Source organism: Pseudomonas sp. H1h, assembly GCF_000633255.1.
GTDB lineage: Bacteria > Pseudomonadota > Gammaproteobacteria > Pseudomonadales > Pseudomonadaceae > Aquipseudomonas.
In genome coordinates, this window is sequence record NZ_AYMJ01000007.1 from 37,789 (window position 1) to 60,306 (window position 22,518).

A 22,518-nucleotide genomic window follows, 5' to 3' on the forward strand; every position below is an offset into this window, starting at 1 on the left:
ACGCGATCACACTGTGGGAGCGAGCCTGCTCGCGAAGACGTCCGTCCAGCTCACATCAATGCCGTATCAGCTTGCTGCGCACCTGTTCCATGGCGTTCTGATCCAGCGCTGTCCAGAAAACCTGCTTGCCGGCAATTTCGGCAGCGACAGGCAGACCGTCCCGATACACCAGCCGATTACTCGCCAACGCTGGCACCTTCGCCCCCGGCAACAACGTCCCGGCCAGATTCAGCGGATCCACCCCGCACACGGCGATCAAGCTGCCGTCATGGGGCCGTCGCCGTACCTCGCGCAGCAGCGCAATCGCCTCCGGCAAGGCAAATTGCTCTCCCGCCAGACCACTGACAAATCGTCCGCCGCGAATCTCGCTACGGGCCTCCAGCCGATGAAATGTGCGCAGCAATTCGCGCCAGCTCGGCAGCCAATCCGCCTCGCGTTCCAGCAGGCGCCAGAACACCACGCCGTAGCGCCGCAGCAAGGTCATGGCGATGTGTTCCAGGGTTTGCGGCGAAGGCGTCTGGCTGTTCTCCACCAACGGCCCTCGGCGCAGCAATGCCCAGCGTCCGGCATCGTCCATGCCACCGACAAACGCGCCGCGTCCGCGTCGACTGCTGCGCTGCTGGCGCTTGCTCGCCGGGGTGATCAGCGCGCGCAGGCCGGCGAAGCTGTCGGCGTTTACCAGACCGGCGCCAACCAGTTCCTGCAAGGCGATTTCCAGCTCGGTGCGCAGCAGGTGCGCTTCATGAATCAGTTCATCAAAAAACAGTGCCCCGTGCTGACTGAGCGCCGCGTGGACCTTTTGGGTTTTCGGTGATAGCTCGCTGACCGGCGTCTGCTCGGTCAGTGCACTCCACAACCCGACCTGACTGCGTGGCAGCAGCACAATCGGCGTACTGCGCAGGGCCGTGCCGCTGACTTTCTGCCGGGCACTGAGCCGCGTCCACACCCGTTTGCCGTTGCGGCACAGGTCATCCAGCCAGCTCGGCGAATAGTCTTTGAGCCGTGCCGGGAGAATGTCGCTGTCCCACGCCGAGGTCGCAGCCGGGTAGCCTTCGAACTGGCCGACAATTGCCGGCAACACCGCGCTGCCCTGACCGCGCGTGGTACTGGACAGGTGCTGCCAGTCGAACAGGAAACGCATGAAGTCCTGCAACGCCACCGGTTCGATTTCCCGGCGCAAACGCTTGACCGTGTAACGATGGATACGCGCCAGCAGATGCCGTTCGCACCATTCTTCGACCGCCACGCCCGGGGTGAAACGACCGCGCAGCACATAACCTTCGCGTTCCAGTTGCGCGAGGGCTTGCGAGGCTTGCGCAGTGGGCAGCGCCAGCGGTCCGGCAATCGCCGCGAGCGGCAGCGGACCAAACGCGCCGAGCCGTGCGCGGATCACTTCGACCTGTGCGTCATCGAAACTCCAGGGTTCGTCGAAACCGGGCAAGGCCTCCTGCTGCGGTTGCAGCGTAGCCTGTGGATAAAGCGCCAGCAGGCAGGTCAGGCGTTCTCGCGCCAGCCACAACCAGCACTGTGGCGCGATCATCAGGCGGCAGGCGCGGCCACTGTCTGTCAACGTGTTCAACCATTCGCGCCAAGATTCGTTGGCCTGCACTTCGGCCTCGCTGACGCACGCCAGGCTCATCAGCGCCTCGTGCATTTCATCGATGTTGGCCGGCGTCGGCCACGCTTCTTCACGCACCGCGCTGATGGCGTCGGCATCCAGTGCACCGAGATCATCGGTGGATTGCGGATCGCTCCAGCGCCGATTGATGACCGCCTGGGTCCGGCGCTCCTCCAGCGGTGCGTCGTCGAGAAAGGTGTACGGCCGCGCGCTGAGAATCTCTGCCGCCAGCGGTGACGGCGCCGGCAGATCACGGCTGAGCAAACGCACCTCGCCACGCTCCATGCGCCGCAGCAGCGCCAGCCAGCCTTTGCTGTCCATGGCCTCGTGCAGGCAGTCATCGAGGGTTTGCTCCACCAGCGGATGCTCGGGAATTTCCCGCTCGCCCGCGAGGTTTTCCAGACAGGCGATCTGATCGGGAAATACGCTGGCGATCAGGTCTTCGCTTTTCATCCGCTGCAACTGCGGCGCGACTTTGCGCCCGCCGGTAAAACGCGGCAACGCCAGTGCCACCCCGGCATTCCAGCGCCAGCGCACGCCGAACAACGGCGCGTCCAGAACCGCTTGAATCAGGATGTGCTCGGCGCTGTTGCTGTGCAGGTAACGCCAGACGTCATCGAGTTCGAAACTGTGGCTTGTGGACAGCGACAGGACAATCGCGTCTTCGCTGGCAGCAGCCTGTAATTCGAAGTTGAAGGTGCGACAGAAACGCTTGCGCAAGGCCAGGCCCCAGGCGCGGTTGATGCGGCTGCCGAACGGTGAGTGGATGATCAACTGGGTGCCGCCGGACTCGTCGAAAAAACGCTCCATCAGCAGCGTGTCTTGTGAGGGCAGGGCGCCGAGGGTCAGGCGAGCGCGGGCGAGGTATTCCACCAGTTGCTCGGCGCTGGCGGCATTCAGGCCGAGGATCTCGGTCAGCCAGTCGAGCGCCGGTTGCAGGTCGCCGGGGCTGGCGCCGAGCAGGTTGTCGAGGGTGGCCTGCAGGCGCGCCACCGCCGAGGACAATTCGTCGCTGCGCCCCGGGGCTTCGCCGAGCCAGAATGGAATGGTCGGCGGCTGACCCTGGGCATCCTCGACCCGCACCTTGCCGGTTTCCACCCGCAGGATGCGATAGGACGTATTGCCGAGCTGGAACACGTCGCCGGCAATGCTCTCCACAGCGAAGTCTTCGTTGACGCTGCCGATGTTCAGGCCTTGCGGCTCCAGCAGCACGCTGTAGTCGGCGTTGTCCGGGATGGTGCCGCCGCTGGTCACGGCGGTCAGTTGCGAGCCACGGCGGCCACGCAGAGTGCTGCTGACGGCGTCGCGATGCAGGTAGGCGCTGCGGATGCCCTGACGACCGTTGTAGCCTTCGGCGAGCATCGTCAGCAGCGCCAGATAGTGTTTTTCGTCGAGATCGCGATACGGCGAGGCTTGGCGAAATAGCGCCAGTAGCGCGTCTTCCGACCATTCCTGGCAGCTGACTTCGGCAATGATCTGCTGTGCCAGTACATCCAGCGGCGCTTCGGGAATGTGCAAGGTGTCGAGTTCGCCACGGCGCACGCAGTCGAGCAGGGCGGCGCATTCGATGAGGTCGTCGCGGGTGGTGGCAAACAACCGGCCTTTGGGCGTGCCGCCGACCTGGTGCCCGGAGCGCCCGACTCGTTGCAGAAATCCGGCAATCGAACGCGGCGAGGCGATCTGACAAACCAGATCGACTTCACCGATATCAATGCCCAATTCCAGCGAGGCGGTGGCGATCAGCACTTGCAGCTCGCCGCGCTTGAGCCGCTGTTCGGCGTCGAGGCGAAACTCCTTGGCCAGACTGCCGTGGTGCGCCGCTACCGCGTGTTTGCCCAGACGCTCGCTGAGGTGTCGGCTCAAGCGTTCAGCCAGACGCCGGGTATTGACGAAAATCAGCGTGGTGCGGTGTTCGCGGGCCAACTCGGCGAGGCGGTCGTAGACCCGTTCCCAGACATCGTTGGGCATCACCGCCGACAACGGCACTGGCGGTACTTCGATGCCCAGATCCCGCGGACGGGCGTGGCCGATGTCGATGATTTCGCAGGGGCGATCATGGCCGACGAGAAATTGCGCCACGGCTTCGACCGGTTTCTGTGTGGCGGACAAGCCGATGCGGGTCAGTGGTTCGGCGCATAGCGCTTGCAGTCGCTCAAGGCTCAGGGCCAGGTGACTGCCGCGCTTGCCGGCGGCCATGGCGTGGATTTCGTCGACGATTACCGTGCGCGTGGTGCCGAGCATTTTGCGCCCGGATTCGGAGCCGAGCAGCACGTACAGCGATTCCGGGGTGGTCACCAGAATGTGCGGCGCACTTTTGCGCATGGCGGCGCGTTCTTTTTGCGGGGTGTCGCCGGTGCGCACGGCCGTGGTGATCTGCAATTGCGGCAGGCCCATCTGGCGCAACTGCTCGGTGATCCCCGTCAGCGGGTTCTGCAGGTTGATGCGGATGTCGTTGGACAGCGCCTTGAGCGGCGAAACGTAGACCACCAGGGTTTCGTCGGGCAGGCCGTCGGGGTTTTCCAGGCCACGGTGGACGAGATCGTCGAGTACGGCGAGAAACGCGGTGAGGGTTTTACCGGAGCCGGTGGGCGCGGCGATCAGCGTCGAGCGGCGCAGGCGGATCAACGGCCATGCGCGGGCCTGGGCGGCGGTGACCGTCGGGAAGGTGCTGCTGAACCAGGCGCTGACGGCGGGGTGAAAGCCTGCCAGGGCCGCGTCCTTGGAGATGGGCAGATTCATGCTTAAGTTATGCGGGTGGGGGCGGCAAGATGCAAGTACCACTGGGATCTCCAGTGGCTGGCAGGGCTTCATCGCGAGCAGGCCAGTTGATTCAGCACAATTCCCGGCGATCTACACTTTACGGGTGACGGTTGCGCACTAAACCCGCAAAATGCAACGATTCCGGCAATTATCGACGGCAGTGTCACAAACACTGTCGTTAAAGCCATCGTTCCAATCAGACTGGGCCTGCTGACTCTATGCGAATGCGCCTTATGTTACTGGGCGGCGGAAATGCCCTTGGGCAGGCGCTGATTCGCCTCGGTGCAGAGGAAGACATCGGTTTCCTCGCCCCCCGCCCGCCAGAAGACGGCTGGGATGCCGCGAGCCTGACGCAACTGCTCGACGACACCCGTCCGGATGCGTTGATCAACCTCGCCTACTATTTCGACTGGTTCCAGGCCGAAACCGTCAGCGAAAGCCGTCTGGCCGGGCAGGAGCGCGCCATCGAGCGGCTGGCCGAGCTGTGCCAGCACCACAACATCATCCTCGTGCAGCCTTCCAGTTACCGGGTGTTCGACGGTTCGCGGGCGACTGCCTACAGCGAAAAAGACGAGCCGGTGCCCTTGGGCCTGCGCGGTCAGGCGCTGTGGCGCATCGAACAAAGCGTTCGTGCGACGTGCCCGCAACACGTGCTGTTGCGCTTCGGCTGGCTGCTCGATGACAGCCCTGAAGGCACCCTCGGGCGCTTTCTCGCCCGCGCCGAACAACCGGACGAATTGCTCATGGCCGACGACCGTCGGGGCAATCCGACGCCGGTGGATGACGCGGCGCGGGTGATCATTTCGGTGCTCAAGCAACTCGATTGCGCGGCGCCGCTGTGGGGCACTTACCATTACGCCGGCCATGAAGCGACCACGCCGCTGGCGCTCGGTCAGGCGATTTTGACCGAAGCTCGCAATTTGCATCAGCTGGCGATCGAAGCCCCGACCGCCCAGGCACATGCCGCGCGGCCGGACGCCGCCGAAGAACCACAGCACGCGGTACTCGCCTGCAAGAAAATTCTGCACACTTTCGGGATCAAGCCACGCGCCTGGCGCGCGGCACTCCCGGCTTTACTGGATAGGTTTTATCGTCATGGCTGAAGGCCCTGTTTTAATCACCGGCGGCGCCGGTTTCATCGGCTCGCACCTGACGGATGCGCTGCTCGCCAAGGGTCACTCGGTGCGGATTCTCGATGATCTGTCGACCGGCAAACGCGCCAACCTGCCGCTGGACAATCCGCAGGTCGAGCTGATCGTCGGTGACGTCGCCGATGCCGCGCTGGTCGCACAGGCGATGCTAGGTTGCAGCGCGGTGGCGCATCTGGCAGCGGTGGCCTCGGTCCAGGCTTCGGTGGACGATCCGGTGAAGACTCACCAGAGCAATTTCATCGGCACCCTGAATGTTTGCGAAGCCATGCGCAAAGCCGGTGTGAAGCGTGTGCTGTTCGCTTCCAGCGCTGCCGTCTACGGCAACAACGGTGAAGGCGAGTCGATCGACGAGGAGACGCCAAAGGCTCCGCTGACCCCGTACGCTTCGGACAAACTGGCCGGCGAGCACTACTTCGATTTCTACCGCCGCCAGCATGGCCTGGAACCGGTGATCTTCCGCTTCTTCAATATCTTCGGGCCGCGCCAGGATCCGTCCTCGCCGTACTCCGGAGTCATCAGCATTTTCAGCGAACGGGCGCAGAAAGGCCTGCCGATCACCGTGTTCGGCGATGGCGAGCAGACCCGCGATTTCCTCTATGTCGAGGATCTGGTTGATGTGCTGGTGCAGGCGATCGACAAGCCTGAAGTGGAAGTGGGCGCGATGAACGTCGGCTGGAATCAGGCAATGAACCTCAAGCAGATGCTGCAAGCGCTGCAGGAAGTGGTCGGCGATTTGCCCCCGGTCAGCTACGGCCCGGCGCGCTCCGGTGACATCCGTCATTCGCGGGCGAACAACGCGCGTTTGCTGGAGCGTTTCAAGCTGCCAGAGCCGACGCCGATGCGTGTGGGGCTGGCGCGGTTGCTCGACAAGTAGGTTTATCGCAGACATGAAAAAGGCGCCTTTTTACAGGCGCCTTTTTCACGGCCGGAATATGTCGCTATTCCTGTGGCGAGGGGATTTATCCCCGATCGATCACACGTGATCGTCGTCAGTTCCAAGCCTGCTCACCCAAAGCCTCATTCACCACCACGTGAACGTTCTTGGTTGAATCTGCCTTAGAACTTGTAGCCCAGACCCACCATGTACACAAATGGATCGACATCAACATTCACCTTGGCACGGGTGCCCGGCGCCACGGCGTTGTTCTCGACGGTGGCGCGGGTATCGATGTCGATATAGCGCACTTGGGCGTTGAGCATGATGTTGTCGGTCAGCATGTAGTCGGCGCCGACCTGCCAGGCCAGACCCCAGGAATTTTTCGCCTTGAAGTTGCTGAAGCCGTTGGATTGGGCTTCGCTGCCGACGTGCTCGTCGTAGATCCAGGTGTAGTTGATGCCGCCGCCGATGTACGGCTGGAACGGCGACTTGGCATCCAGCGGGTAGTACACGACGCTGAGGGTTGGCGGCAGGTGTTTCAGGGTACCGAGTTTGCCGTTGGCAGCTGGTAGCGCGGTGCCTTTGATTTTTACGTCATGCTCGAACGGCGAGGCGGCCAGCAACTCGATACCGATGTTGTTGGTCAGCATGTAGGCGAAGTTCAGACCCAGTTGGGTGTCGCTGCTCATGGTCGCCTTGCCGCCCAGATTGGTGCCGCTCAACGGACCCTGATCGACCTTGACGCTGGAGCTGTCGGCCTTCGGGTTGACGGTGATCGCACCGGCGCGAACGATGATGTCGCCGGCTTCGTGGGCGTGGGCGAGCGGGGCTGCGAGCGCGAATGCAAACAGCGAAGCGCTGAGCAAGGACTTGTTCATGGGAGCTCCAAAAGGACGTTAAAAATGTCTGATGCCCTATGGTATGAAGCCAACTGATACGGTCTTTTGACTCAGCTCAATGAAACAGTGAAGGGGTGGTTTTTTGTGGAACCTTTGCCGCCCCTTCGCGAGCAAGCCCGCTTTCACAGGTGAATGCATTCCAGATGTGGGAGCGGGCTTGTTCGCGAAGGCGATTGATCAACCGGTACAAAACTGTCGGGATTCACTCCGGCAGTTCATACACATAAATCTTGTCGGCATCCATCTGATACCCGGCATCGGCCAGTTCGCTGGTGGACGCCTTGACCTGCAGCGGCCCCTCGACCCAGTACGGCTGATACAGCTCGTCGAGCTTTACGCCGACTTCGCTTTTCACATGCACGATCTGGTTCGACGGCGGTGGCGGCACGTGGATGCAGGCGCCGAAATACGGCACCAGCAGGAAGTCCGTGGTGCGCCCCTCTTCGTTGACCTCCAGCGGCACGATGTAGCCCGGCAAACGAATGTTCTGACCGTCGAGGCTCGGCACCACCGGCGCGTTGGGCAGGTCCTGCCTGGCAGCCGGCGCGGACTCGGCGGAGAGTGCATCGCTCATCTTCGACATGTCGTGCAGAGGCGTCATGTTCGGTACTTCCGGCGCGGCGTCCGGCGGGATCATTTCCGACCAGGTCAGGTCTTTCGGCGCCGCTGCCCACACGGGCAGGGCAACCAGCAACAGCAGCGCAAGTACAGCGCGGGGCATGGTGAACATCCTCATAAACGGATCGACAGGCCATCAGCCAGGGATTGGCGATATGCACGCCAGGCCGGCACGCTGCCCATCAGCAGCGCGGCTGCCAGAATGCCACCGAGCAGCGTCCATTCATACTCGCTCGGCCACGCCAGCGGCAGGTACAGCCCGTAATTGGCCTGCACGTAACCCTGCGCGGCGGCGATGCCGATGTACAGCAACGCCAGCCCGGCGATCACCCCGGTCAGCGCCAACGCAAAGGCTTCCAGCACCAGCAGGCTTGCGATGTGCCACGGCCGCGCACCGACCGAACGCAGAATCGCCATCTCCCGGCGACGCTCGTTGAGGCTGGTGAGAATCGCCGTGAGCATGCCGATCAACCCGGTCAGCACCACGAACAACGAGACCACGAACAGCGCTTTTTCAGCGGTGCTCATCAGGCTCCACAACTCCTGCAAGGCCACGCCCGGAAGGATCGCCAGCATCGGCTCACCTCGGTATTCGTTGATCTCGCGTTGCAGGGCGAACGTGGAAATCTTGCTGTTGAGACCGAGCATGAACGCGGTGATTGCCTGTGGCGTCAGGTCCATGTTGCGCGCCTGATCGGCGCTGATCCGCCCGTTGCCCCGGGCCGGCACACCGTTGTGCCAGTCGATGTGGATCGCCTCCATGCCGCCGAGGCTGATGTGCAACGTGCGATCCACCGGGGTGCCGGTGCGCTTGAGAATGCCGACCACGGTGAACGGTTTGTCGTCGTGCTTGACCAGACTGATCGCCGCCACACCGTGGGCCAGCACCAGTTGGTCGCCGAGCTTGTAATGCAGCGCCTCGGCCACTTCGGCGCCGAGCACCACTTCGAACGGGTCGGTGGCAAACGCCCGGCCATCAGCCAGTTCCAGATGTTGCTGGCGGCCGTACTGGTAATGCTCGAAATACGCCTCGGTGGTGCCCATCACCCGGTAGCCACGATGCGAGTCGCCGAGGGACATCGGGATCGCCCACTTTACTTTCGGGTTGCTGGCGAAGTGTTCGAAGCTGTCCCAGCGAATGTTGTTGGTCGCATTGCCGATACGGAACACCGAGTACAGCAACAGGTTCACCGAACCGGAGCGGGCGCCGACGATCAGGTCGGTGCCGCTGATGGTGCTGGCGAAACTGGCTTTGGCTTCGGTGCGCACGCGCTCGACGGCGAGCAGCAGACACACCGACAAGGCGATCGCGAAAGCGGTGAGCAGGGCGGTGAAGCGGCGGTTGGCCAGGCTGGCCATGGCCAGACGAAACAGATACATCTCAGACCTCGGCAGACGTGGCGGCGCGATTGAGTTCGGCCAGGGACAGGTGACGGTCGAACAGCGGCGCAAGGCTCTGATCGTGGCTGACGAACAACAGGCTCGATCCGGCTTCGCGGCATTCGGCGAACAACAGGCGAATGAAGTTCTCCCGGGCGTCGTAATCCAGTGCCGAGGTCGGTTCGTCGGCGATCACCAGTTCCGGTTGGCCGATCAAGGCGCGCGCGGCGGCGACCCGTTGCTGCTGCCCGATCGACAGTGAGTCGGCGCGACGACCGAGGATGCTTTCATCCTTCAAGCCCAAGTGGGCGAGCAGGGTGGCGGCGGCCTGATCGACACTGCCGTGACGTTGTTTCGCCCGTTCGGCACGCAGTTTCGAGAAGTGGCAGGGCAGCTCGACGTTCTCGCGCACCGAGAGAAACGGCAGCAGGTTGAACTGCTGAAAAATGTAGCCAGTGTGATCGACACGAAAGCGGTCGCGGGCGCCGGCACCCAGTTCGGTCAGCTCCTGGCCAAGCAGGCGAATGCTGCCGCGCCCGGGTTTTTGCACCCCGCCGAGCAGGCCGAGCAGGGTGGTCTTGCCACTGCCGCTGGGGCCTTTGAGGAACAGGGTTTCGCCCGGTTCCAGGCGAAACGCCGGGATGTCCAGCAGCGGCGGGTGACCGGGCCAGTTGAAGCCCAGGTCGGACAGTTCGATGAGTGCTTGGGTCATGGCACCAGTTTCATGAAGTGAACACATAACCCCTTGTGGGAGCGGGCTTGCTCGCGAATGCAATGGATCAGCCAAATCTATGTTGACTGATCCACCGCATTCGCGAGCAAGCCCGCTCCAACAGGGGATTGTCGGTGTGATCAGAATTTCAGGGCAGCCGCCTTGGCCGTCACTTCCGTCCCTTGCTGGCCGCTTGGGCCGATCAGTTGTACCTGAATTTTCTGGGTCGCCGGGAAGGTATTGAAGATGTTCGCCAGATCCAGCGTCTTCAGAGCACCCGGGGTCGCGCAGCTGAATTGATAATGGGCGTGGATCTCGCTGTGATCGTGGTGATGCGCTTCACCGCCCTTGGCATCTTCGTCGTGGTCATCATCGTCATGGTCGTCGGCATCCGGCTTGTCGCCGAACAGCGGGCTTTGCAGTTCCTGACTGGTGACTTTGCAACCGGCGGCGGCTGGCAGGTTGAACAGCGCCAGCGGGTTTTCCAGTTTGGTGCGCGCGGCCACGACCTTGGCTTTGTCGACGTCGGTGGTGGCAGCGTGTTCGAAGCCGACCAGGTTCATTGCCGGGCTTTCCAGTTCCAGCTCCAGGGTCTGGCCGTCGAGCGCAGCGTTCAGCCGGCCGACGCCATGTTCATGGGCGCCGAGGCTGCCGTGCTCGTGGTCATGATCGTGCTCATCGGCGGCGTGGGCGATGGCCAGCGGCAACAGGGCAAACGGCAAAGCGAGCAGCAGACGGCGCATAGCGATCTCCGGAAAGTAAAGTGAAGAGTTTGTTATGTAATCTTATAACGAAAGTGCGCAGAGTTTGCCCGCCTGCTTGGCGTTGCACAAGTCCCGTGGGAGCATGCAGGTCAGAAATGTGCAGGAGCGAAGCAGATGTTGCGGATACGTGGAACCGTCGGCGCGATGCCGGTGGATTTGACGGTGGAGCTGGATGACAGCGATTGGGCGAAGCTGGGCGCGGCGCTTGGGGCGCACACGCAGAGCGAGCAGCCGCAGGCGGCAGTGCTGACCCCGGCAGCGAAACCGCAGAACCAGGACGATGCGTTGTGGCAAGTCGCGCAGGACCTGTTGCGCAACGCCGGTCAGCTCAGCGGCCCGGACTTGCTGGATCAGCTTGAGGGCCTGACCGGCAGCGCGGCGGCGGGCAAACGCCTGCTGGTGCGCTTGCGCCATAGTGCACGGGTGAAGGTGGCGAGCGGCGGGGATACGCCGCTCTACAGCTGGATCGAGTGAGCGCTTAATAAAGCGCCGCAAACACCTTGCGCCGGTAAGCGGTCACCAGCGGGTGATCGTTGCCCAGCAGTTCGAACACTTGCAGCAGGGTCTTGTGCGGCAACCCTTCGCCGTAGCTGCGGTTGCGGATGAACAACTTGAGCAAGGCTTCCAGCGCCGCCTCGTATTGCTGGCGCGCCAGCTGCTGGATCGCCAGTTGATACACCGCTTCGTCGTCCTGCGGATTCTGCGCAAGACGCGCCTTGAGGTCAGCGGCATCCGGCAGGTCGCGAGCCAGGCCGAGGAACTTGATCTGCGCCTTGGCCCCGGCCAGTGCAGCCTTGTGCTCATCGCTCTTGACCGCATCGAGCACGGTTTGCGCTTCGCCCAGTTCGCCGCGTTCGGTCAGGCAGCGGGCGTAGAGGATCAGCGCCTTGGCGTTGCTGTTGTCTTCGGTGAGCATCACCACCAGCGCCGCTTCGGCATCGGCGTAACGCCCTTCATCGAACAGCGCCTGAGCCTGCTCGAACGGATCGGCAGCGGTTGGCGCCGGCATCTGCACATGCGGTTCGAGCAGGGCGCGCACCGCGGATTCCGGTTGCGCACCGGCAAAACCGTCCACCGGTTGGCCGTCCTTGAACAGCACCACGGTCGGCAGGCTGCGGATACCGAAGCGGGCGACGATGTCCTGCTCGATGTCGCAGTTGACCTTGGCCAGCAGCAGTTCGCCCTGATAGCTCTCGGCGATGCCTTGCAGCATCGGCATCAGCGCCTTGCACGGCGCACACCACTCGGCCCAGAAATCCACCAGCACCGGTTTGTTGAAGGAAGCCTCGATCACCGACTGGTCGAAATCGGCAGTCGTGGCGTCGAAGATGTACGGCGTTTGCTGACTCATGGGGGATCTCGTAAAAGCGTGGATGGGGCAACTATACGGCTTGGCGGGAGGGGCCGGAAGCGGGGGCAGATTTTAGAGAGGTGTCGTCTTTGAGGACGCCTTCGCGAGCAGGTTCGCTCCCACATTGGATCTCTGACGTTCACCCACCCCTTGTGGGAGCGAGCCTGCTCGCGAAGCTTCTAGTCACGCCGCGCATGGTAAAGGCTGACATGTCTGAATTCTTCCGGCTCGGCCAGATCCGGCAGGGTCATGGCTTCGAGCATTTCGATGCGCCGGTACAACGGATGGCGAAAATCCCGAACCCGCGAATCCGCCACCAGCGCCTCACGCCCGCGGCTGAGAAACGCATCGAGCAATGGCAGGTTCTCGCGGTCGTACAGCACGTCTGCCACGAGGATCAGGTCGAAACGATCGGCCTCGGCGAAGAAATCCGTCGAGTAACTCATTTGCACATCATTGAGTGCGGCGTTGGCCCGGCAGGCAGCAATCGCCAGCGGATCGAGGTCACACGCCACCACTTCCAGCGCGCCGGCCTTCACGGCGGCAATCCCGGCAATCCCGGAACCAGCGCCGAAATCCAGTACCCGCTTGCCGCGTACCCACTCGGGAAACGCCGCCAGATAACGCGCCACCGCCAGGCCACTGGCCCAGCAGAAGCTCCAATACGGTGGCTCGTGGAGGATACGGCGGGTTTCGTCGGGGCTGAATTCGCGGTGCATGTTGTCGCCGTCGATCAGCCATAGCTGCAAGTCAGTGCCCGGCAATGCACAGGCTTTGAGCCGGGCATCGCCGAGCAATTCACCTAACGCCTGTTGCAGGTCGAGCGGTGCCGTCATGGTGCTTTGACAAATTGCAGTTGGCCCAGCGCCTGAGTGGTCGGCTGGGTGATGGTTTGCGACGGCAGATGCAGGATCAACTGGCCGGACTGCGTGGCCCGACCGCGCAGCTCAACCCTGGCGCCGGCTGGAAAGGCTTCTGGATTGAAACGCAGGCGGAACGGCAGGATCTGGTTGTTACCGATCAGGCTGGAACTGGCGAGCAATTGCTGCGGGCGCGACTTCTCGTCGATCACCAGCAGCGCCAGTTCGACTTCGGCACCGGCCGGCACGCCTTGCAAAGTGCCGCTCAGTTCACGTTGATAGGCCGGCAGCGGACCCAGATCGGCAGCCTCTTTGGCTTTTTTCTGCGCCTGTTGCGGCGCAGGGCCTGGTGTCGGCGGCTGCGGCTTGGGCTTGTCGCTGCCGCAGGCCACCAGCAGGGCGAAAAGACTGAGCAAAACGAGCGGTCGTAGCGGCATTGGCAGCTCCAGCAAAATGAAATCCATGGATCAAACGATCATGGCAGTCTGTATACCGCAAACCCTATGGCTTGTCTTGCCACCGGGATGCGCTACCATGGCCCTCCCTTTTTTTGTTGCCAGCCACCATGCACTGTCCCTTCTGCGGTGCCAACGACACCAAGGTCATCGACTCGCGTCTGGTCGCCGAGGGCGAACAGGTGCGCCGCCGGCGTGAATGCCTGGCCTGCGGCGAACGTTTCACGACGTTCGAGACGGCCGAACTGGTGTTGCCGCGCCTGATCAAAACCGACGGCAGCCGCCAACCCTTCGACGAAGAAAAACTCCGCGCGGGCATGCAACGCGCCCTGGAGAAGCGTCCGGTGAGCGTCGAGCGCCTCGAATCCTCTCTGGTCCACATCAAGCACAAGCTGCGCGCCACTGGCGAGCGCGAGGTCAAATCCCTCGTGGTCGGCGAACTGGTGATGGCCGAGCTGCAAAAGCTCGATGAAGTGGCCTATATCCGTTTCGCGTCGGTGTACAAGCGCTTTCAGGACCTCAACGAGTTCCGCGAAGAGATCGACCGCCTTGCCCGCGAGCCGGTGAAAGAATGACCAGCGCCGCCGAGCAGGCCATCCTCGACGCTCACTTCATGGCGCGCGCGCTGGAACTGGCGCGCAAGGGCCACTACACCACGCACCCCAATCCTCGGGTTGGCTGCGTGGTTGTGCGCGACGGGCAGATTGTCGGCGAAGGCTTTCACGAGCGCGCCGGCGAACCCCACGCCGAAGTCCACGCCCTGCGCGCTGCCGGTGAACTGGCCCGGGGCGCGACGGCTTACGTCACCCTTGAGCCGTGCAGCCACCATGGCCGCACGCCGCCGTGTGCCGATGCGTTGGTCAATGCCGGTGTCGGCCGGGTGGTCGCGGCGATGCGTGATCCGAACCCGCAGGTTGCCGGGCGTGGCTTGCAGCGTCTGGCTGATGCCGGCATCGCCACCGAAAGCGGGGTGCTCGAAGCTGAAGCGCGCCAGCTCAATCAAGGTTTTCTGAAGCGCATGGAACACGGCTTGCCGTTTGTGCGGGTCAAACTGGCCATGAGCCTGGACGGTCGCACAGCGATGGAAAGCGGCGAGAGCCAGTGGATCACCGGCCCGGCCGCGCGTTCCGCCGTGCAGCGTTTGCGCGCACAGGCCAGCGTGGTACTGACCGGCGCCGACACCGTACTGGCTGACGGTGCTCGCCTGACCGTACGCGCCGATGAGCTGGGGCTGGATGCCGAACAAACCGCGCTGGCCCTGAGCCGTCCGCCACTGCGGGTGCTGATCGATGGGCGCCTGCGGGTTCCGCTGGATGCGCCGTTCTTCAAGGCCGGCCCGGCATTGGTCGCCACCTGCATGGCGGTCGAAGAACAATATGCCAACGGCCCGGAGTGCCTGATCGTGCCGGGTGACGACGGTCAGGTCGATCTGCATCAGTTGCTTATCGAACTGGCCAATCGTGGCGTCAACGAAGTGCTGGTCGAGGCCGGCCCGCGACTGGCTGGTGCGTTTGCCCAGCTTGGTCTGGTCGACGAATTCGTGATCTTCATCGCCGGCAAGTTCCTCGGTTCCACGGCGCGTCCGCTGCTGGACTGGCCGCTGGCCTATATGAAAGACGCTCCCGAGCTGAAAATCACTGAAATCCGCGCGGTTGGCGATGACTGGCGAGTCACTGCGACGCCGGTGCTTTCGGCGAGCGTATAATTCCCGGCCATCGCCTTAGCGCTGGCTTCGTTCTCAAGGAGAACCCCATGTTTACCGGCATCATCGAATCCATCGGCAGTATCCGTGCACTGACCCCCAAGGGCGGTGATGTGCGGGTGCACGTCTCAACCGGCAAGCTCGACCTGAGCGACGTCAAACTCGGCGACAGCATCGCGGTCAACGGCGTGTGCCTGACGGCGGTTGAGCTGCCGGGCGACGGCTTCGCCGCCGATGTCAGTCGTGAAACCCTCGACTGCACTGCCATGAATGACCTGAAAAGCGGCAGCCCGGTCAATCTGGAAAAAGCCCTGACCCCGACCACCCGTCTCGGCGGGCACCTGGTCAGCGGTCACGTCGACGGTGTCGGCGAAATCGTCTCGCGCAGCGACAACGCCCGCGCCGTGGAATTTCGTATTCGCGCGCCGAAGGAGCTGGCCAGGTACATCGCCCATAAAGGCTCGATCACTGTCGACGGCACCAGCCTCACCGTGAACGCGGTCGATGGCGCCGAATTCATGCTGACGATCATCCCGCACACCTTGAGCGAAACCATCATGGCGTCCTACAAGCCAGGTCGCCGGGTGAACCTGGAAGTCGACTTGCTGGCGCGTTATCTGGAGCGCCTGCTGTTGGGCGACAAGGCTGCAGAGCCAACGTCCGGTGGCATCACTGAAAGCTTTCTGGCCCAAAACGGCTACCTCAAATCCTGAAGCTCTAAATTCGAAAGAAGGGGGGTGCCTTGTGGCGCTCAATAGCATCGAAGAACTGGTTGAAGACATCCGCCAAGGCAAGATGGTCATCCTCATGGATGACGAAGACCGCGAGAACGAAGGCGACCTGATCATGGCCGCCGAATGCTGCAAGGCCGAGCACATCAACTTCATGGCCAAGCACGCTCGTGGCCTGATCTGCATGCCGATGAGCCGCGAGCGCTGCGAACTGTTGAAGCTGCCGCTGATGGCGCCGCGCAACGGTTCCGGTTTCGGCACCAAGTTCACCGTGTCGATCGAAGCCGCCGAAGGCGTGACCACCGGTATCTCCGCCGCTGACCGCGCGCGCACCGTGCAAGCGGCTGCCGCGAAAGACGCGAAAGCTGAAGACATCGTCAGCCCGGGCCACATCTTCCCGCTGATGGCCCAGGCCGGTGGCACCCTGGCCCGTGCCGGTCATACCGAAGCGGCTTGCGACCTGGCGCGCATGGCCGGTTTCGAGCCGAGCGGCGTGATCTGCGAAGTGATGAACGACGACGGCACCATGTCCCGTCGCGCTGAGCTGGAAGCGTTCGCGGCCGAACACAACATCAAGATCGGTACCATTGCCGACCTGATTCACTACCGGATGATCCACGAACGTACCGTTCAGCGGATTGCCGAGCAGCCACTGGACAGCGAACTGGGCCAATTCAACCTGGTGACCTATCGTGATTCGGTGGAAGGCGACGTGCACATGGCCCTCACTCTGGGCACCGTTTGCGCCGAAGAGCCGACCCTGGTTCGCGTGCACAACATGGACCCGCTGCGCGACCTGCTGATGGTCAAGCAACCGGGTCGCTGGAGCCTGCGCGCCGCGATGGCCGCGGTCGCCGAGGCCGGCAGCGGCGTGGTGCTGTTGCTCGGTCACCCGCTGGACGGTGACGTGTTGCTGGCGCACATCCGCGAAACCGGTGATCAGGCGGCGGTGAAAAAACCGACCACCTACAGCATCGTCGGTGCCGGTTCGCAGATCCTGCGTGACCTCGGTGTGCGCAAAATGCGCCTGATGTCGGCACCGATGAAATTTAATGCGATATCCGGTTTCGATCTGGAAGTTGTAGAATACGTGCCCTCCGAATAATGACCGGTTGTTTCCGGCCCCGAATTCGCGGCAAATAAATCACTGAGGGACGCGAAACAGACGCGTCCCGGCTCTTTAAGAGATCTGACGAATGACCCTGAAGACCATCGAAGGTACCTTCATCGCCCCTAAAGGCCGCTACGCTCTGGTAGTGGGCCGCTTCAACAGTTTCGTAGTTGAAAGCCTGGTCAGCGGTGCAGTGGATGCCCTGGTTCGCCACGGCGTGAGCGAAAGCGACATCACCATCATCCGCGCACCTGGCGCCTTCGAAATCCCGCTGGTTGCGCAGAAAGTCGCCCAGAAAGGCGAGTTCGCAGCCATCATCGCCCTCGGCGCGGTCATTCGTGGTGGCACTCCGCACTTCGAATACGTGGCAGGCGAGTGCACCAAGGGCTTGGCCCAGGTGTCCATGGAGTTCGGCGTACCGGTCGCTTTCGGCGTCCTGACCGTTGATTCCATCGAGCAAGCCATCGAACGTTCCGGCACCAAGGCCGGCAACAAAGGTGCTGAAGCTGCCCTGTCCGCTCTGGAAATGGTCAGCCTGCTGGCGCAGTTGGAGGCCAAGTGATTAGCGACGATAGCGATCGTTTCAACCCGCGCGATCCAAAACCTGCGGCCGCCGGCAAGCCATCGAAGAGCGTCAAGCGCCGCGAAGCCCGTCAGCTCGCGACGCAGGCCCTGTATCAATGGCACATGGCCAAGCAGTCGCTGAACGAGATCGAAGCGCAGTTCCGGGTCGATAACGATTTCACCGATGTCGATGGCGCTTACTTTCGCGAAATCCTGCACGGGGTTCCGCAGTTCAAGAGCGAAATCGACACCGCGCTCAAGCCTTGCCTGGACATCGAAATCGAAGAGCTGGACCCGGTTGAACTGGCGGTTCTGCGCCTGTCCACCTGGGAACTGCTCAAGCGCGTCGACGTGCCGTATCGCGTTGTGATCAACGAAGGTATCGAGCTGGCGAAAGTCTTCGGTTCGACCGACGGCCACAAGTTCGTCAACGGCGTACTCGACAAGCTGGCTCCGCGCCTGCGTGAAGCTGAAGTCAAGGCGTTCAAGCGCTGATCAGCGCTTGATATCGCAATGGGCGAGTTTGAGCTGATCCGCAACTTCTTCGCCGCCGCGCCTTGTGCGCAGGGCGGCGAGGGCGTTGCACTGGGGATCGGCGACGACTGCGCCTTGCTGGCGGTTCCCCCCGGGGAACAGCTGGCGATTTCCACCGATACGCTGGTGGCCGGCGTGCATTTCGCCGATCCCTGCGATCCGTTTCTGCTCGGTCAGCGCTCGCTGGCCGTCGCGGTCAGCGATCTGGCCGCCATGGGCGCCACGCCCGTTGCCTTTACCCTTGCCCTGACTGTACCGACGGTGACTGCCGATTGGCTGCAAGCCTATGCCCGCGGTTTGAACCGCATGGCGCAGAGCTGCGGCGTGGCACTGGTCGGCGGCGACACCACGCGTGGGCCGTTGAGCCTGACGGTCACGGTGTTCGGTCGCGTTCCGTCCGGCCAGGCCTTGACCCGCAGCGGTGCGCAACCAGGGGATCTGCTGTGTGTCGGCGGTGAGTTGGGCAATGCCGCTGGTGCCTTGCCACTGGTGCTCGGTCAGCGTGAAGCGGATGCTGAGATAGCCGAGCCGCTGCTCAGTCATTACTGGTCACCGCAGCCACAACTGGCGCTCGGTCAGGCGTTGCGCGGCAAGGCCACTTCAGCCCTCGACATCTCCGATGGCCTGCTCGCCGACTGCGAGCATATCGCCCTGGCCTCGCAAGTGCGGCTTGAGGTTGAACGTGAGCGCGTCCCGTTGTCGAACGCCTTAGTGGCGTTTCTCGGCCAGCGCGGCGCGGAGCGGGCGGCGTTGAGCGGCGGCGATGACTACGTACTGGCCTTCACCCTGCCGTCCGTCGAGTTGTCGGCGTTGCTGGCCGATGGCTGGCCGATTCATGTGATCGGGCGGGTGGCGCAGGGCCAGGGTGTGGTGCTGCTGGATCGCGAAGGACACGACATCACCCCGCAAATCCGGGGTTATCAACATTTTCAGGAGACACCGTGACAGATCACCCGAAACAGGTTCCGGCCGAATTCGTTCCGCCGTCGGTCTGGCGCAATCCCTGGCATTTTCTCGCGTTCGGCTTCGGTTCCGGCACCTTGCCGAAAGCGCCGGGCACGTGGGGCTCGTTAGTTGCGCTACCCTTTATCCCGTTGTGGCAGATGCTGCCCGACTGGGGTTACTGGCTGATGCTCGGGATCACCATGCTGTTCGGCTTCTGGCTGTGCGGCAAGGTCGCCGACGATCTGCGGGTACACGACCACGAAGGCATCGTCTGGGACGAGATGGTCGGGATGTGGATCACCCTGTGGCTGGTGCCGGAAGGCTGGTACTGGTTGCTTGCCGGTTTCCTGATGTTCCGTTTCTTCGACATTCTCAAGCCATGGCCGATCCGCTGGATCGACCGGCATGTCCACGGTGGCGTCGGCATCATGCTCGATGACGTGCTGGCCGGCGTGTTCGCCTGGCTGGCAATGCAGGGACTGGTGTGGATTTTCGCCTGATCCGGATCGTCAGGGTTAAGTGAGGAGAGTAGGGATGGCTCGACGCTGGCTGGCGCTGGTGTTTCTGACCTTGCTGGGCACTGTTGCCAGTGCGCAGGAAGCTGCGCCGACGCCTGCGGTCATCCACCTGGCCAGTGAAGAATGGGAAGATTACACCGCCGCCGACGGTCATGGCCTGGGCTGGGACGTGCTGCGCAAGGTGTTCGAACCGGCCGGGGTGAAGCTCGACATTCGCAGCGAACCGTATACCCGCTCGGTCGGTCTGGCCGAGCGCGGTGAAGTTGACGCCTGCGTCGGCTCCTATCATGACGAGGCCAGTGATCTGCTGTATCCGCGCTGGAATTTTGATACCGATCACATCTACGCCCTGGGCCTGGCGAGCAATCCGCCGCCGAGCCAGGACACCCTCGGCAGCTATCGGCTGGCCTGGGTTCGTGGTTATGACTATCAGAAATACCTGCCCAATGTGCGCAACTACAATGAGGTCATCCGGCGTACCGGGATCCTGTCGATGCTCACCCACAACCGCGCCGACTATTACATCGATGCGCAGACCGAAATCGACTACGTGGTCGGCCGGGCCAAGGATCCGACGCAGTTTCGCAAGACCCACATCGCCGAGTTGCCGTTGTACCTGTGCTTCGCCGACACGCCGCAGGCACGCACGTTGATGGCGCTGTTCGACAAGCGCATGGAGCAGTTGGTGAAGAGCGGCGAACTGAAACCGGTGTTCGAGAAGTGGCAGCAGCCGTATCCGTTCGACGCGAACTGAGCGCAGGTCTTGTGTCCAGCACTGCCCCCCCCCTGTGGGAGCGCGCCTGCTCGCGAAAGCGCTGGGTCAGGCAACACAGAGATTGAATCTGCCGACGCCTTCGCGAGCAGGCTCGCTCCCACGGGGATCTGCACTGGCCGGGTGTTATCAAACTTTTTGATCGTTATGCCCGATAATTCAGCCTAAGCGTCTGCAGGCACCTGCTGTTACAATGCCGGCCTGCGAATCTTCAGACTTTTTAGATCAGGAGCACACCGGTGCCTGTCGTTTTTGTCGCCGCTTCCAAGCTGCCAACGCCTTTTGCGCAATTCACCATGCACGGTTTTCTCGATGAAGCCACCGGCCGCGAGCACGTCGTGCTGAGCCTGGGTGAAATTGACGACGGTGCCCCGGTCCTCGGTCGGTTGCACTCCGAGTGCCTGACCGGTGACGCTCTATTCAGCCAGCGCTGCGACTGCGGCTCGCAACTCGAAGCGGCGCTCAAGGCCATCGCCCGTGAAGGCCGGGGTGTGCTGCTGTACCTGCGCCAGGAAGGGCGTGGTATCGGTCTGTTGAACAAGATCCGCGCCTACGAGTTGCAGGATGGCGGTGCCGACACCGTTGAAGCCAACGAGCGTCTGGGCTTTGCCGCCGACCAGCGCGACTACGCCATGTGCCTGCCGATGCTTGAGCATCTGGGCGTGAAGTCCTTGCGCCTGATGACCAACAACCCGCGCAAGGTCAAAGCCCTGACCGACATGAACATCGTCGTCGCCGAGCGCGTACCGCTGCACACCGGCCACAACCCGCACAACAAGCTGTACTTGGCGACCAAGGCCAGCAAGCTCGACCACATGATGGGTAACGAGCACCAGGGCGAGGTAGACCGGGCGTGACCCGCGGGCAGGTGCGACGCCGTCTGGCGATCGACTGGTGGAAATATCTGGCGCTGGCGCTGGTGCCGTTGTTCGTGCTCAATGCACTGTTCGGCCAATATGAGGCGTTGCTGCCGGTGCTGACCATGCCGATGTTCATTGCCGGTGTGGCCTCGATGTTTGTCAGCCTGAAATTTTTCGGTGGCTACAAACATGCATTGATCGCCACCCAGAAAGCCCTCGATACGCCTGGCGAACCGGCGGCCTGGATTACCCTCGCGGCCCGCCGCCGCACCGCGTTTCTGGCGGCAGCGCTGCCGGCGTGGATCGGCGCCTTGGCGGTATTCGTCGGCCTCGAAGCGGTGCCATTGATGCTGCTGGCGTTGTCCACTGCCGTGCTGTTCTACCTCTATCGCATCCCGCGTCAACTCGGCTGATGCGTCGTCTGTGGCTGGCGGTTCTGCTGCTGGCCTGCGCCGGCCCGGTGCTGGCGAGCCTGCGGGTGGTCAGCCTCGCCCCCTCTCTCTCTGAAATCGTTGTTGAACTGGATTCGGCTGATTTGCTGGTCGGCGTGCTCGACGCTGGTGAGCGTCCTGTTGCGCTCAAGGACCTACCGTCAGTGGGGCGCTACGGCCAGTTGGACATTGAGCGCCTGCTCAGTCTCAAACCTGATTTATTGCTGCTGTGGCCCGGCAGTGTCGGCCCGTCGCAACGCGATCAACTCAAGCGCCTGAACATTGCGACTTACGTCGCCGAACCGCATGATCTTGAACAGCTGTCGGCGCAGATCGAGGCCATTGCCGCTCGACTGGGGCGACCTGAGCATGGGGTGACACTGGCGTCGGAGCTGCGCAGCAAACTCGACGATCTGCGCCAGCGCTATCGCCGAGACGCACCGCTGAAAGTCTTCTACCAAGTCTGGGACAAGCCGTTGTACACCGTCGGCGGCGGGCAGATCATCAGCGATGCGCTTGAGGTGTGCGGCGCGCGCAATGTATTCGCGGACCTGAGCTTACCGGCACCGCAGGTCAGTATCGAGGCGGTGTTGCAGCGCAATCCCGAGGTGATTCTGGCCACTGATCAGGCCCAGCTTGATGCATGGAAGGCCTGGCCGCAGGTGGCTGCGGTAGCGCATGGGCAGTTGCTGTTGGTCAGCGACAAAGGCCTGGAGCGGCCGAGCGGGCAGATGATCGAGGCCACCGCCAAGCTCTGCCATTCGATCGCGCCAGACCGCTGAGACCGAGGTGAATTGTTCGCGAGCAAGCCCGCTCCCACATGGGATCTGTGTTTTGCCAGAGTTTCAGGGCAAGCGCCGATCTACTGTGGGAGACCGAGGTGAATTGTTCGCGAGCAAGCCCGC

At 62.7% G+C, this 22,518-nt stretch carries 24 protein-coding genes; 15 read left to right on the top strand and 9 right to left on the bottom strand.

Annotated features, from left to right (window positions below):
* Nucleotides 1–55: 55 nt before the first annotated feature.
* Entirely contained in the window at nt 56–4,357 is a 4,302-nt protein-coding gene (locus U862_RS0105925; RefSeq protein WP_025109523.1) for a DEAD/DEAH box helicase, read from the bottom strand.
* A gap of 239 nt (nt 4,358–4,596) precedes the next feature.
* On the opposite strand from U862_RS0105925, the gene U862_RS0105930 reads away from it, so the two are divergent.
* On the top strand, nt 4,597–5,481 hold the full coding sequence (locus tag U862_RS0105930; protein ID WP_025109524.1) for a sugar nucleotide-binding protein: 885 nt from the start codon (nt 4,597–4,599) through the stop codon (nt 5,479–5,481).
* Entirely contained in the window at nt 5,474–6,403 is a 930-nt protein-coding gene (locus U862_RS0105935; RefSeq protein WP_025109525.1) for an NAD-dependent epimerase/dehydratase family protein, read from the top strand. Before U862_RS0105930 ends, U862_RS0105935 begins: the two co-directional genes overlap by 8 nt.
* A gap of 182 nt (nt 6,404–6,585) precedes the next feature.
* Here U862_RS0105935 and U862_RS0105940 read toward each other — a convergent pair whose 3' ends face one another.
* The 5 genes from U862_RS0105940 to U862_RS0105960 all read right to left on the bottom strand — a co-directional run bounded on the left by U862_RS0105940 (nt 6,586) and on the right by U862_RS0105960 (nt 10,758).
* Complete coding sequence (locus tag U862_RS0105940; RefSeq protein WP_025109526.1) at nt 6,586–7,284, bottom strand: OmpW family protein; 699 nt, start codon at nt 7,282–7,284, stop codon at nt 6,586–6,588.
* Nucleotides 7,285–7,507: 223 nt separating this feature from the next.
* The gene (locus tag U862_RS0105945) at nt 7,508–8,026 is read right to left on the bottom strand and encodes a DUF3299 domain-containing protein (protein WP_025109527.1); all 519 of its coding nucleotides are present in this window, start codon (nt 8,024–8,026) and stop codon (nt 7,508–7,510) included.
* A gap of 11 nt (nt 8,027–8,037) precedes the next feature.
* On the bottom strand, nt 8,038–9,303 hold the full coding sequence (locus tag U862_RS0105950; RefSeq protein ID WP_025109528.1) for an ABC transporter permease: 1,266 nt from the start codon (nt 9,301–9,303) through the stop codon (nt 8,038–8,040).
* A 1-nt stretch (nt 9,304) separates the two neighbouring features.
* Complete coding sequence (locus U862_RS0105955) at nt 9,305–10,015, bottom strand: ABC transporter ATP-binding protein (RefSeq protein WP_007966120.1); 711 nt, start codon at nt 10,013–10,015, stop codon at nt 9,305–9,307.
* 140 nt (nt 10,016–10,155) lie between these two features.
* Entirely contained in the window at nt 10,156–10,758 is a 603-nt protein-coding gene (locus U862_RS0105960; RefSeq protein ID WP_025109529.1) for a DUF2796 domain-containing protein, read from the bottom strand.
* Nucleotides 10,759–10,893: 135 nt separating this feature from the next.
* Here U862_RS0105960 and U862_RS0105965 point away from each other — a divergent pair, with 135 nt between their 5' ends.
* Complete coding sequence (locus tag U862_RS0105965; protein WP_025109530.1) at nt 10,894–11,253, top strand: hypothetical protein; 360 nt, start codon at nt 10,894–10,896, stop codon at nt 11,251–11,253.
* Between the two features lie 4 nt (nt 11,254–11,257).
* On the opposite strand, the gene trxA is transcribed toward U862_RS0105965, so the two are convergent.
* The 3 genes from trxA to U862_RS0105980 all read right to left on the bottom strand — a co-directional run bounded on the left by trxA (nt 11,258) and on the right by U862_RS0105980 (nt 13,427).
* Nucleotides 11,258–12,130, bottom strand: coding sequence for a thioredoxin (gene trxA / locus U862_RS0105970; protein ID WP_025109531.1), 873 nt, complete (start codon nt 12,128–12,130; stop codon nt 11,258–11,260).
* A gap of 179 nt (nt 12,131–12,309) precedes the next feature.
* Complete coding sequence (locus U862_RS0105975; RefSeq protein WP_025109532.1) at nt 12,310–12,966, bottom strand: methyltransferase; 657 nt, start codon at nt 12,964–12,966, stop codon at nt 12,310–12,312.
* A complete protein-coding gene (locus U862_RS0105980) occupies nt 12,963–13,427 on the bottom strand; it encodes a YbaY family lipoprotein (protein WP_025109533.1) in 465 nt (154 codons plus the stop codon). The genes U862_RS0105975 and U862_RS0105980 overlap by 4 nt, the downstream gene beginning before the upstream one ends.
* Before the next feature lie 128 nt (nt 13,428–13,555).
* Between U862_RS0105980 and nrdR the strand changes: the two genes are divergently transcribed.
* From nrdR to U862_RS0106040, 12 genes are all read left to right on the top strand, one after another.
* Nucleotides 13,556–14,020: a transcriptional regulator NrdR gene (gene nrdR / locus U862_RS0105985; protein WP_007910946.1), complete on the top strand. Its 465-nt coding sequence runs from the start codon at nt 13,556–13,558 to the stop codon at nt 14,018–14,020.
* On the top strand, nt 14,017–15,150 hold the full coding sequence (gene ribD, locus U862_RS0105990; protein ID WP_025109534.1) for a bifunctional diaminohydroxyphosphoribosylaminopyrimidine deaminase/5-amino-6-(5-phosphoribosylamino)uracil reductase RibD: 1,134 nt from the start codon (nt 14,017–14,019) through the stop codon (nt 15,148–15,150). The genes nrdR and ribD overlap by 4 nt, the downstream gene beginning before the upstream one ends.
* A 47-nt stretch (nt 15,151–15,197) precedes the next feature.
* Nucleotides 15,198–15,860 carry a riboflavin synthase gene (locus U862_RS0105995; RefSeq protein ID WP_025109535.1) on the top strand — a complete coding sequence of 221 codons (663 nt, stop codon included), beginning with the start codon at nt 15,198–15,200 and terminating at the stop codon, nt 15,858–15,860.
* Between the two features lie 31 nt (nt 15,861–15,891).
* Nucleotides 15,892–16,983 (top strand): bifunctional 3,4-dihydroxy-2-butanone-4-phosphate synthase/GTP cyclohydrolase II, encoded by a 1,092-nt coding sequence (gene ribBA, locus U862_RS0106000; protein ID WP_025109536.1) that lies wholly within the window; start codon nt 15,892–15,894, stop codon nt 16,981–16,983.
* A gap of 91 nt (nt 16,984–17,074) precedes the next feature.
* Nucleotides 17,075–17,551 (top strand): 6,7-dimethyl-8-ribityllumazine synthase, encoded by a 477-nt coding sequence (ribE, locus tag U862_RS0106005; protein ID WP_003228649.1) that lies wholly within the window; start codon nt 17,075–17,077, stop codon nt 17,549–17,551.
* Complete coding sequence (gene nusB, locus U862_RS0106010; RefSeq protein WP_025109537.1) at nt 17,548–18,048, top strand: transcription antitermination factor NusB; 501 nt, start codon at nt 17,548–17,550, stop codon at nt 18,046–18,048. The genes ribE and nusB overlap by 4 nt, the downstream gene beginning before the upstream one ends.
* An 18-nt stretch (nt 18,049–18,066) precedes the next feature.
* Nucleotides 18,067–19,032, top strand: coding sequence for a thiamine-phosphate kinase (gene thiL / locus U862_RS0106015; protein WP_025109538.1), 966 nt, complete (start codon nt 18,067–18,069; stop codon nt 19,030–19,032).
* Nucleotides 19,029–19,532, top strand: coding sequence for a phosphatidylglycerophosphatase A (locus U862_RS0106020; protein ID WP_003228639.1), 504 nt, complete (start codon nt 19,029–19,031; stop codon nt 19,530–19,532). The genes thiL and U862_RS0106020 overlap by 4 nt, the downstream gene beginning before the upstream one ends.
* 34 nt (nt 19,533–19,566) lie before the next feature.
* On the top strand, nt 19,567–20,304 hold the full coding sequence (locus tag U862_RS0106025) for a transporter substrate-binding domain-containing protein (protein WP_025109539.1): 738 nt from the start codon (nt 19,567–19,569) through the stop codon (nt 20,302–20,304).
* Nucleotides 20,305–20,561: 257 nt separating this feature from the next.
* A complete protein-coding gene (gene ribA, locus U862_RS0106030) occupies nt 20,562–21,179 on the top strand; it encodes a GTP cyclohydrolase II (RefSeq protein WP_007968177.1) in 618 nt (205 codons plus the stop codon).
* Nucleotides 21,176–21,595: a hypothetical protein gene (locus U862_RS0106035; protein ID WP_025109540.1), complete on the top strand. Its 420-nt coding sequence runs from the start codon at nt 21,176–21,178 to the stop codon at nt 21,593–21,595. The genes ribA and U862_RS0106035 overlap by 4 nt, the downstream gene beginning before the upstream one ends.
* Nucleotides 21,595–22,395, top strand: coding sequence for a cobalamin-binding protein (locus U862_RS0106040; RefSeq protein ID WP_025109541.1), 801 nt, complete (start codon nt 21,595–21,597; stop codon nt 22,393–22,395). The genes U862_RS0106035 and U862_RS0106040 overlap by 1 nt, the downstream gene beginning before the upstream one ends.
* Nucleotides 22,396–22,518: the final 123 nt, after the last annotated feature.

Excerpts from the sequence above, each read along its gene's own strand:
- U862_RS0105925 (WP_025109523.1), bottom strand. The coding sequence starts at position 4,357 with ATGAATCTGCCCATCTCCAAGGACGCGGCCCTGGCAGGCTTTCACCCC.
- U862_RS0105930 (WP_025109524.1), top strand. The coding sequence starts at position 4,597 with ATGCGAATGCGCCTTATGTTACTGGGCGGCGGAAATGCCCTTGGGCAG.
- U862_RS0105935 (WP_025109525.1), top strand. The coding sequence starts at position 5,474 with ATGGCTGAAGGCCCTGTTTTAATCACCGGCGGCGCCGGTTTCATCGGC.
- U862_RS0105940 (WP_025109526.1), bottom strand. The coding sequence starts at position 7,284 with ATGAACAAGTCCTTGCTCAGCGCTTCGCTGTTTGCATTCGCGCTCGCA.
- U862_RS0105945 (WP_025109527.1), bottom strand. The coding sequence starts at position 8,026 with ATGCCCCGCGCTGTACTTGCGCTGCTGTTGCTGGTTGCCCTGCCCGTG.
- U862_RS0105950 (WP_025109528.1), bottom strand. The coding sequence starts at position 9,303 with ATGTATCTGTTTCGTCTGGCCATGGCCAGCCTGGCCAACCGCCGCTTC.
- U862_RS0105955 (WP_007966120.1), bottom strand. The coding sequence starts at position 10,015 with ATGACCCAAGCACTCATCGAACTGTCCGACCTGGGCTTCAACTGGCCC.
- U862_RS0105960 (WP_025109529.1), bottom strand. The coding sequence starts at position 10,758 with ATGCGCCGTCTGCTGCTCGCTTTGCCGTTTGCCCTGTTGCCGCTGGCC.
- U862_RS0105965 (WP_025109530.1), top strand. The coding sequence starts at position 10,894 with ATGTTGCGGATACGTGGAACCGTCGGCGCGATGCCGGTGGATTTGACG.
- trxA (WP_025109531.1), bottom strand. The coding sequence starts at position 12,130 with ATGAGTCAGCAAACGCCGTACATCTTCGACGCCACGACTGCCGATTTC.
- U862_RS0105975 (WP_025109532.1), bottom strand. The coding sequence starts at position 12,966 with ATGACGGCACCGCTCGACCTGCAACAGGCGTTAGGTGAATTGCTCGGC.
- U862_RS0105980 (WP_025109533.1), bottom strand. The coding sequence starts at position 13,427 with ATGCCGCTACGACCGCTCGTTTTGCTCAGTCTTTTCGCCCTGCTGGTG.
- nrdR (WP_007910946.1), top strand. The coding sequence starts at position 13,556 with ATGCACTGTCCCTTCTGCGGTGCCAACGACACCAAGGTCATCGACTCG.
- ribD (WP_025109534.1), top strand. The coding sequence starts at position 14,017 with ATGACCAGCGCCGCCGAGCAGGCCATCCTCGACGCTCACTTCATGGCG.
- U862_RS0105995 (WP_025109535.1), top strand. The coding sequence starts at position 15,198 with ATGTTTACCGGCATCATCGAATCCATCGGCAGTATCCGTGCACTGACC.
- ribE (WP_003228649.1), top strand. The coding sequence starts at position 17,075 with ATGACCCTGAAGACCATCGAAGGTACCTTCATCGCCCCTAAAGGCCGC.
- thiL (WP_025109538.1), top strand. The coding sequence starts at position 18,067 with ATGGGCGAGTTTGAGCTGATCCGCAACTTCTTCGCCGCCGCGCCTTGT.
- U862_RS0106025 (WP_025109539.1), top strand. The coding sequence starts at position 19,567 with ATGGCTCGACGCTGGCTGGCGCTGGTGTTTCTGACCTTGCTGGGCACT.
- U862_RS0106040 (WP_025109541.1), top strand. The coding sequence starts at position 21,595 with ATGCGTCGTCTGTGGCTGGCGGTTCTGCTGCTGGCCTGCGCCGGCCCG.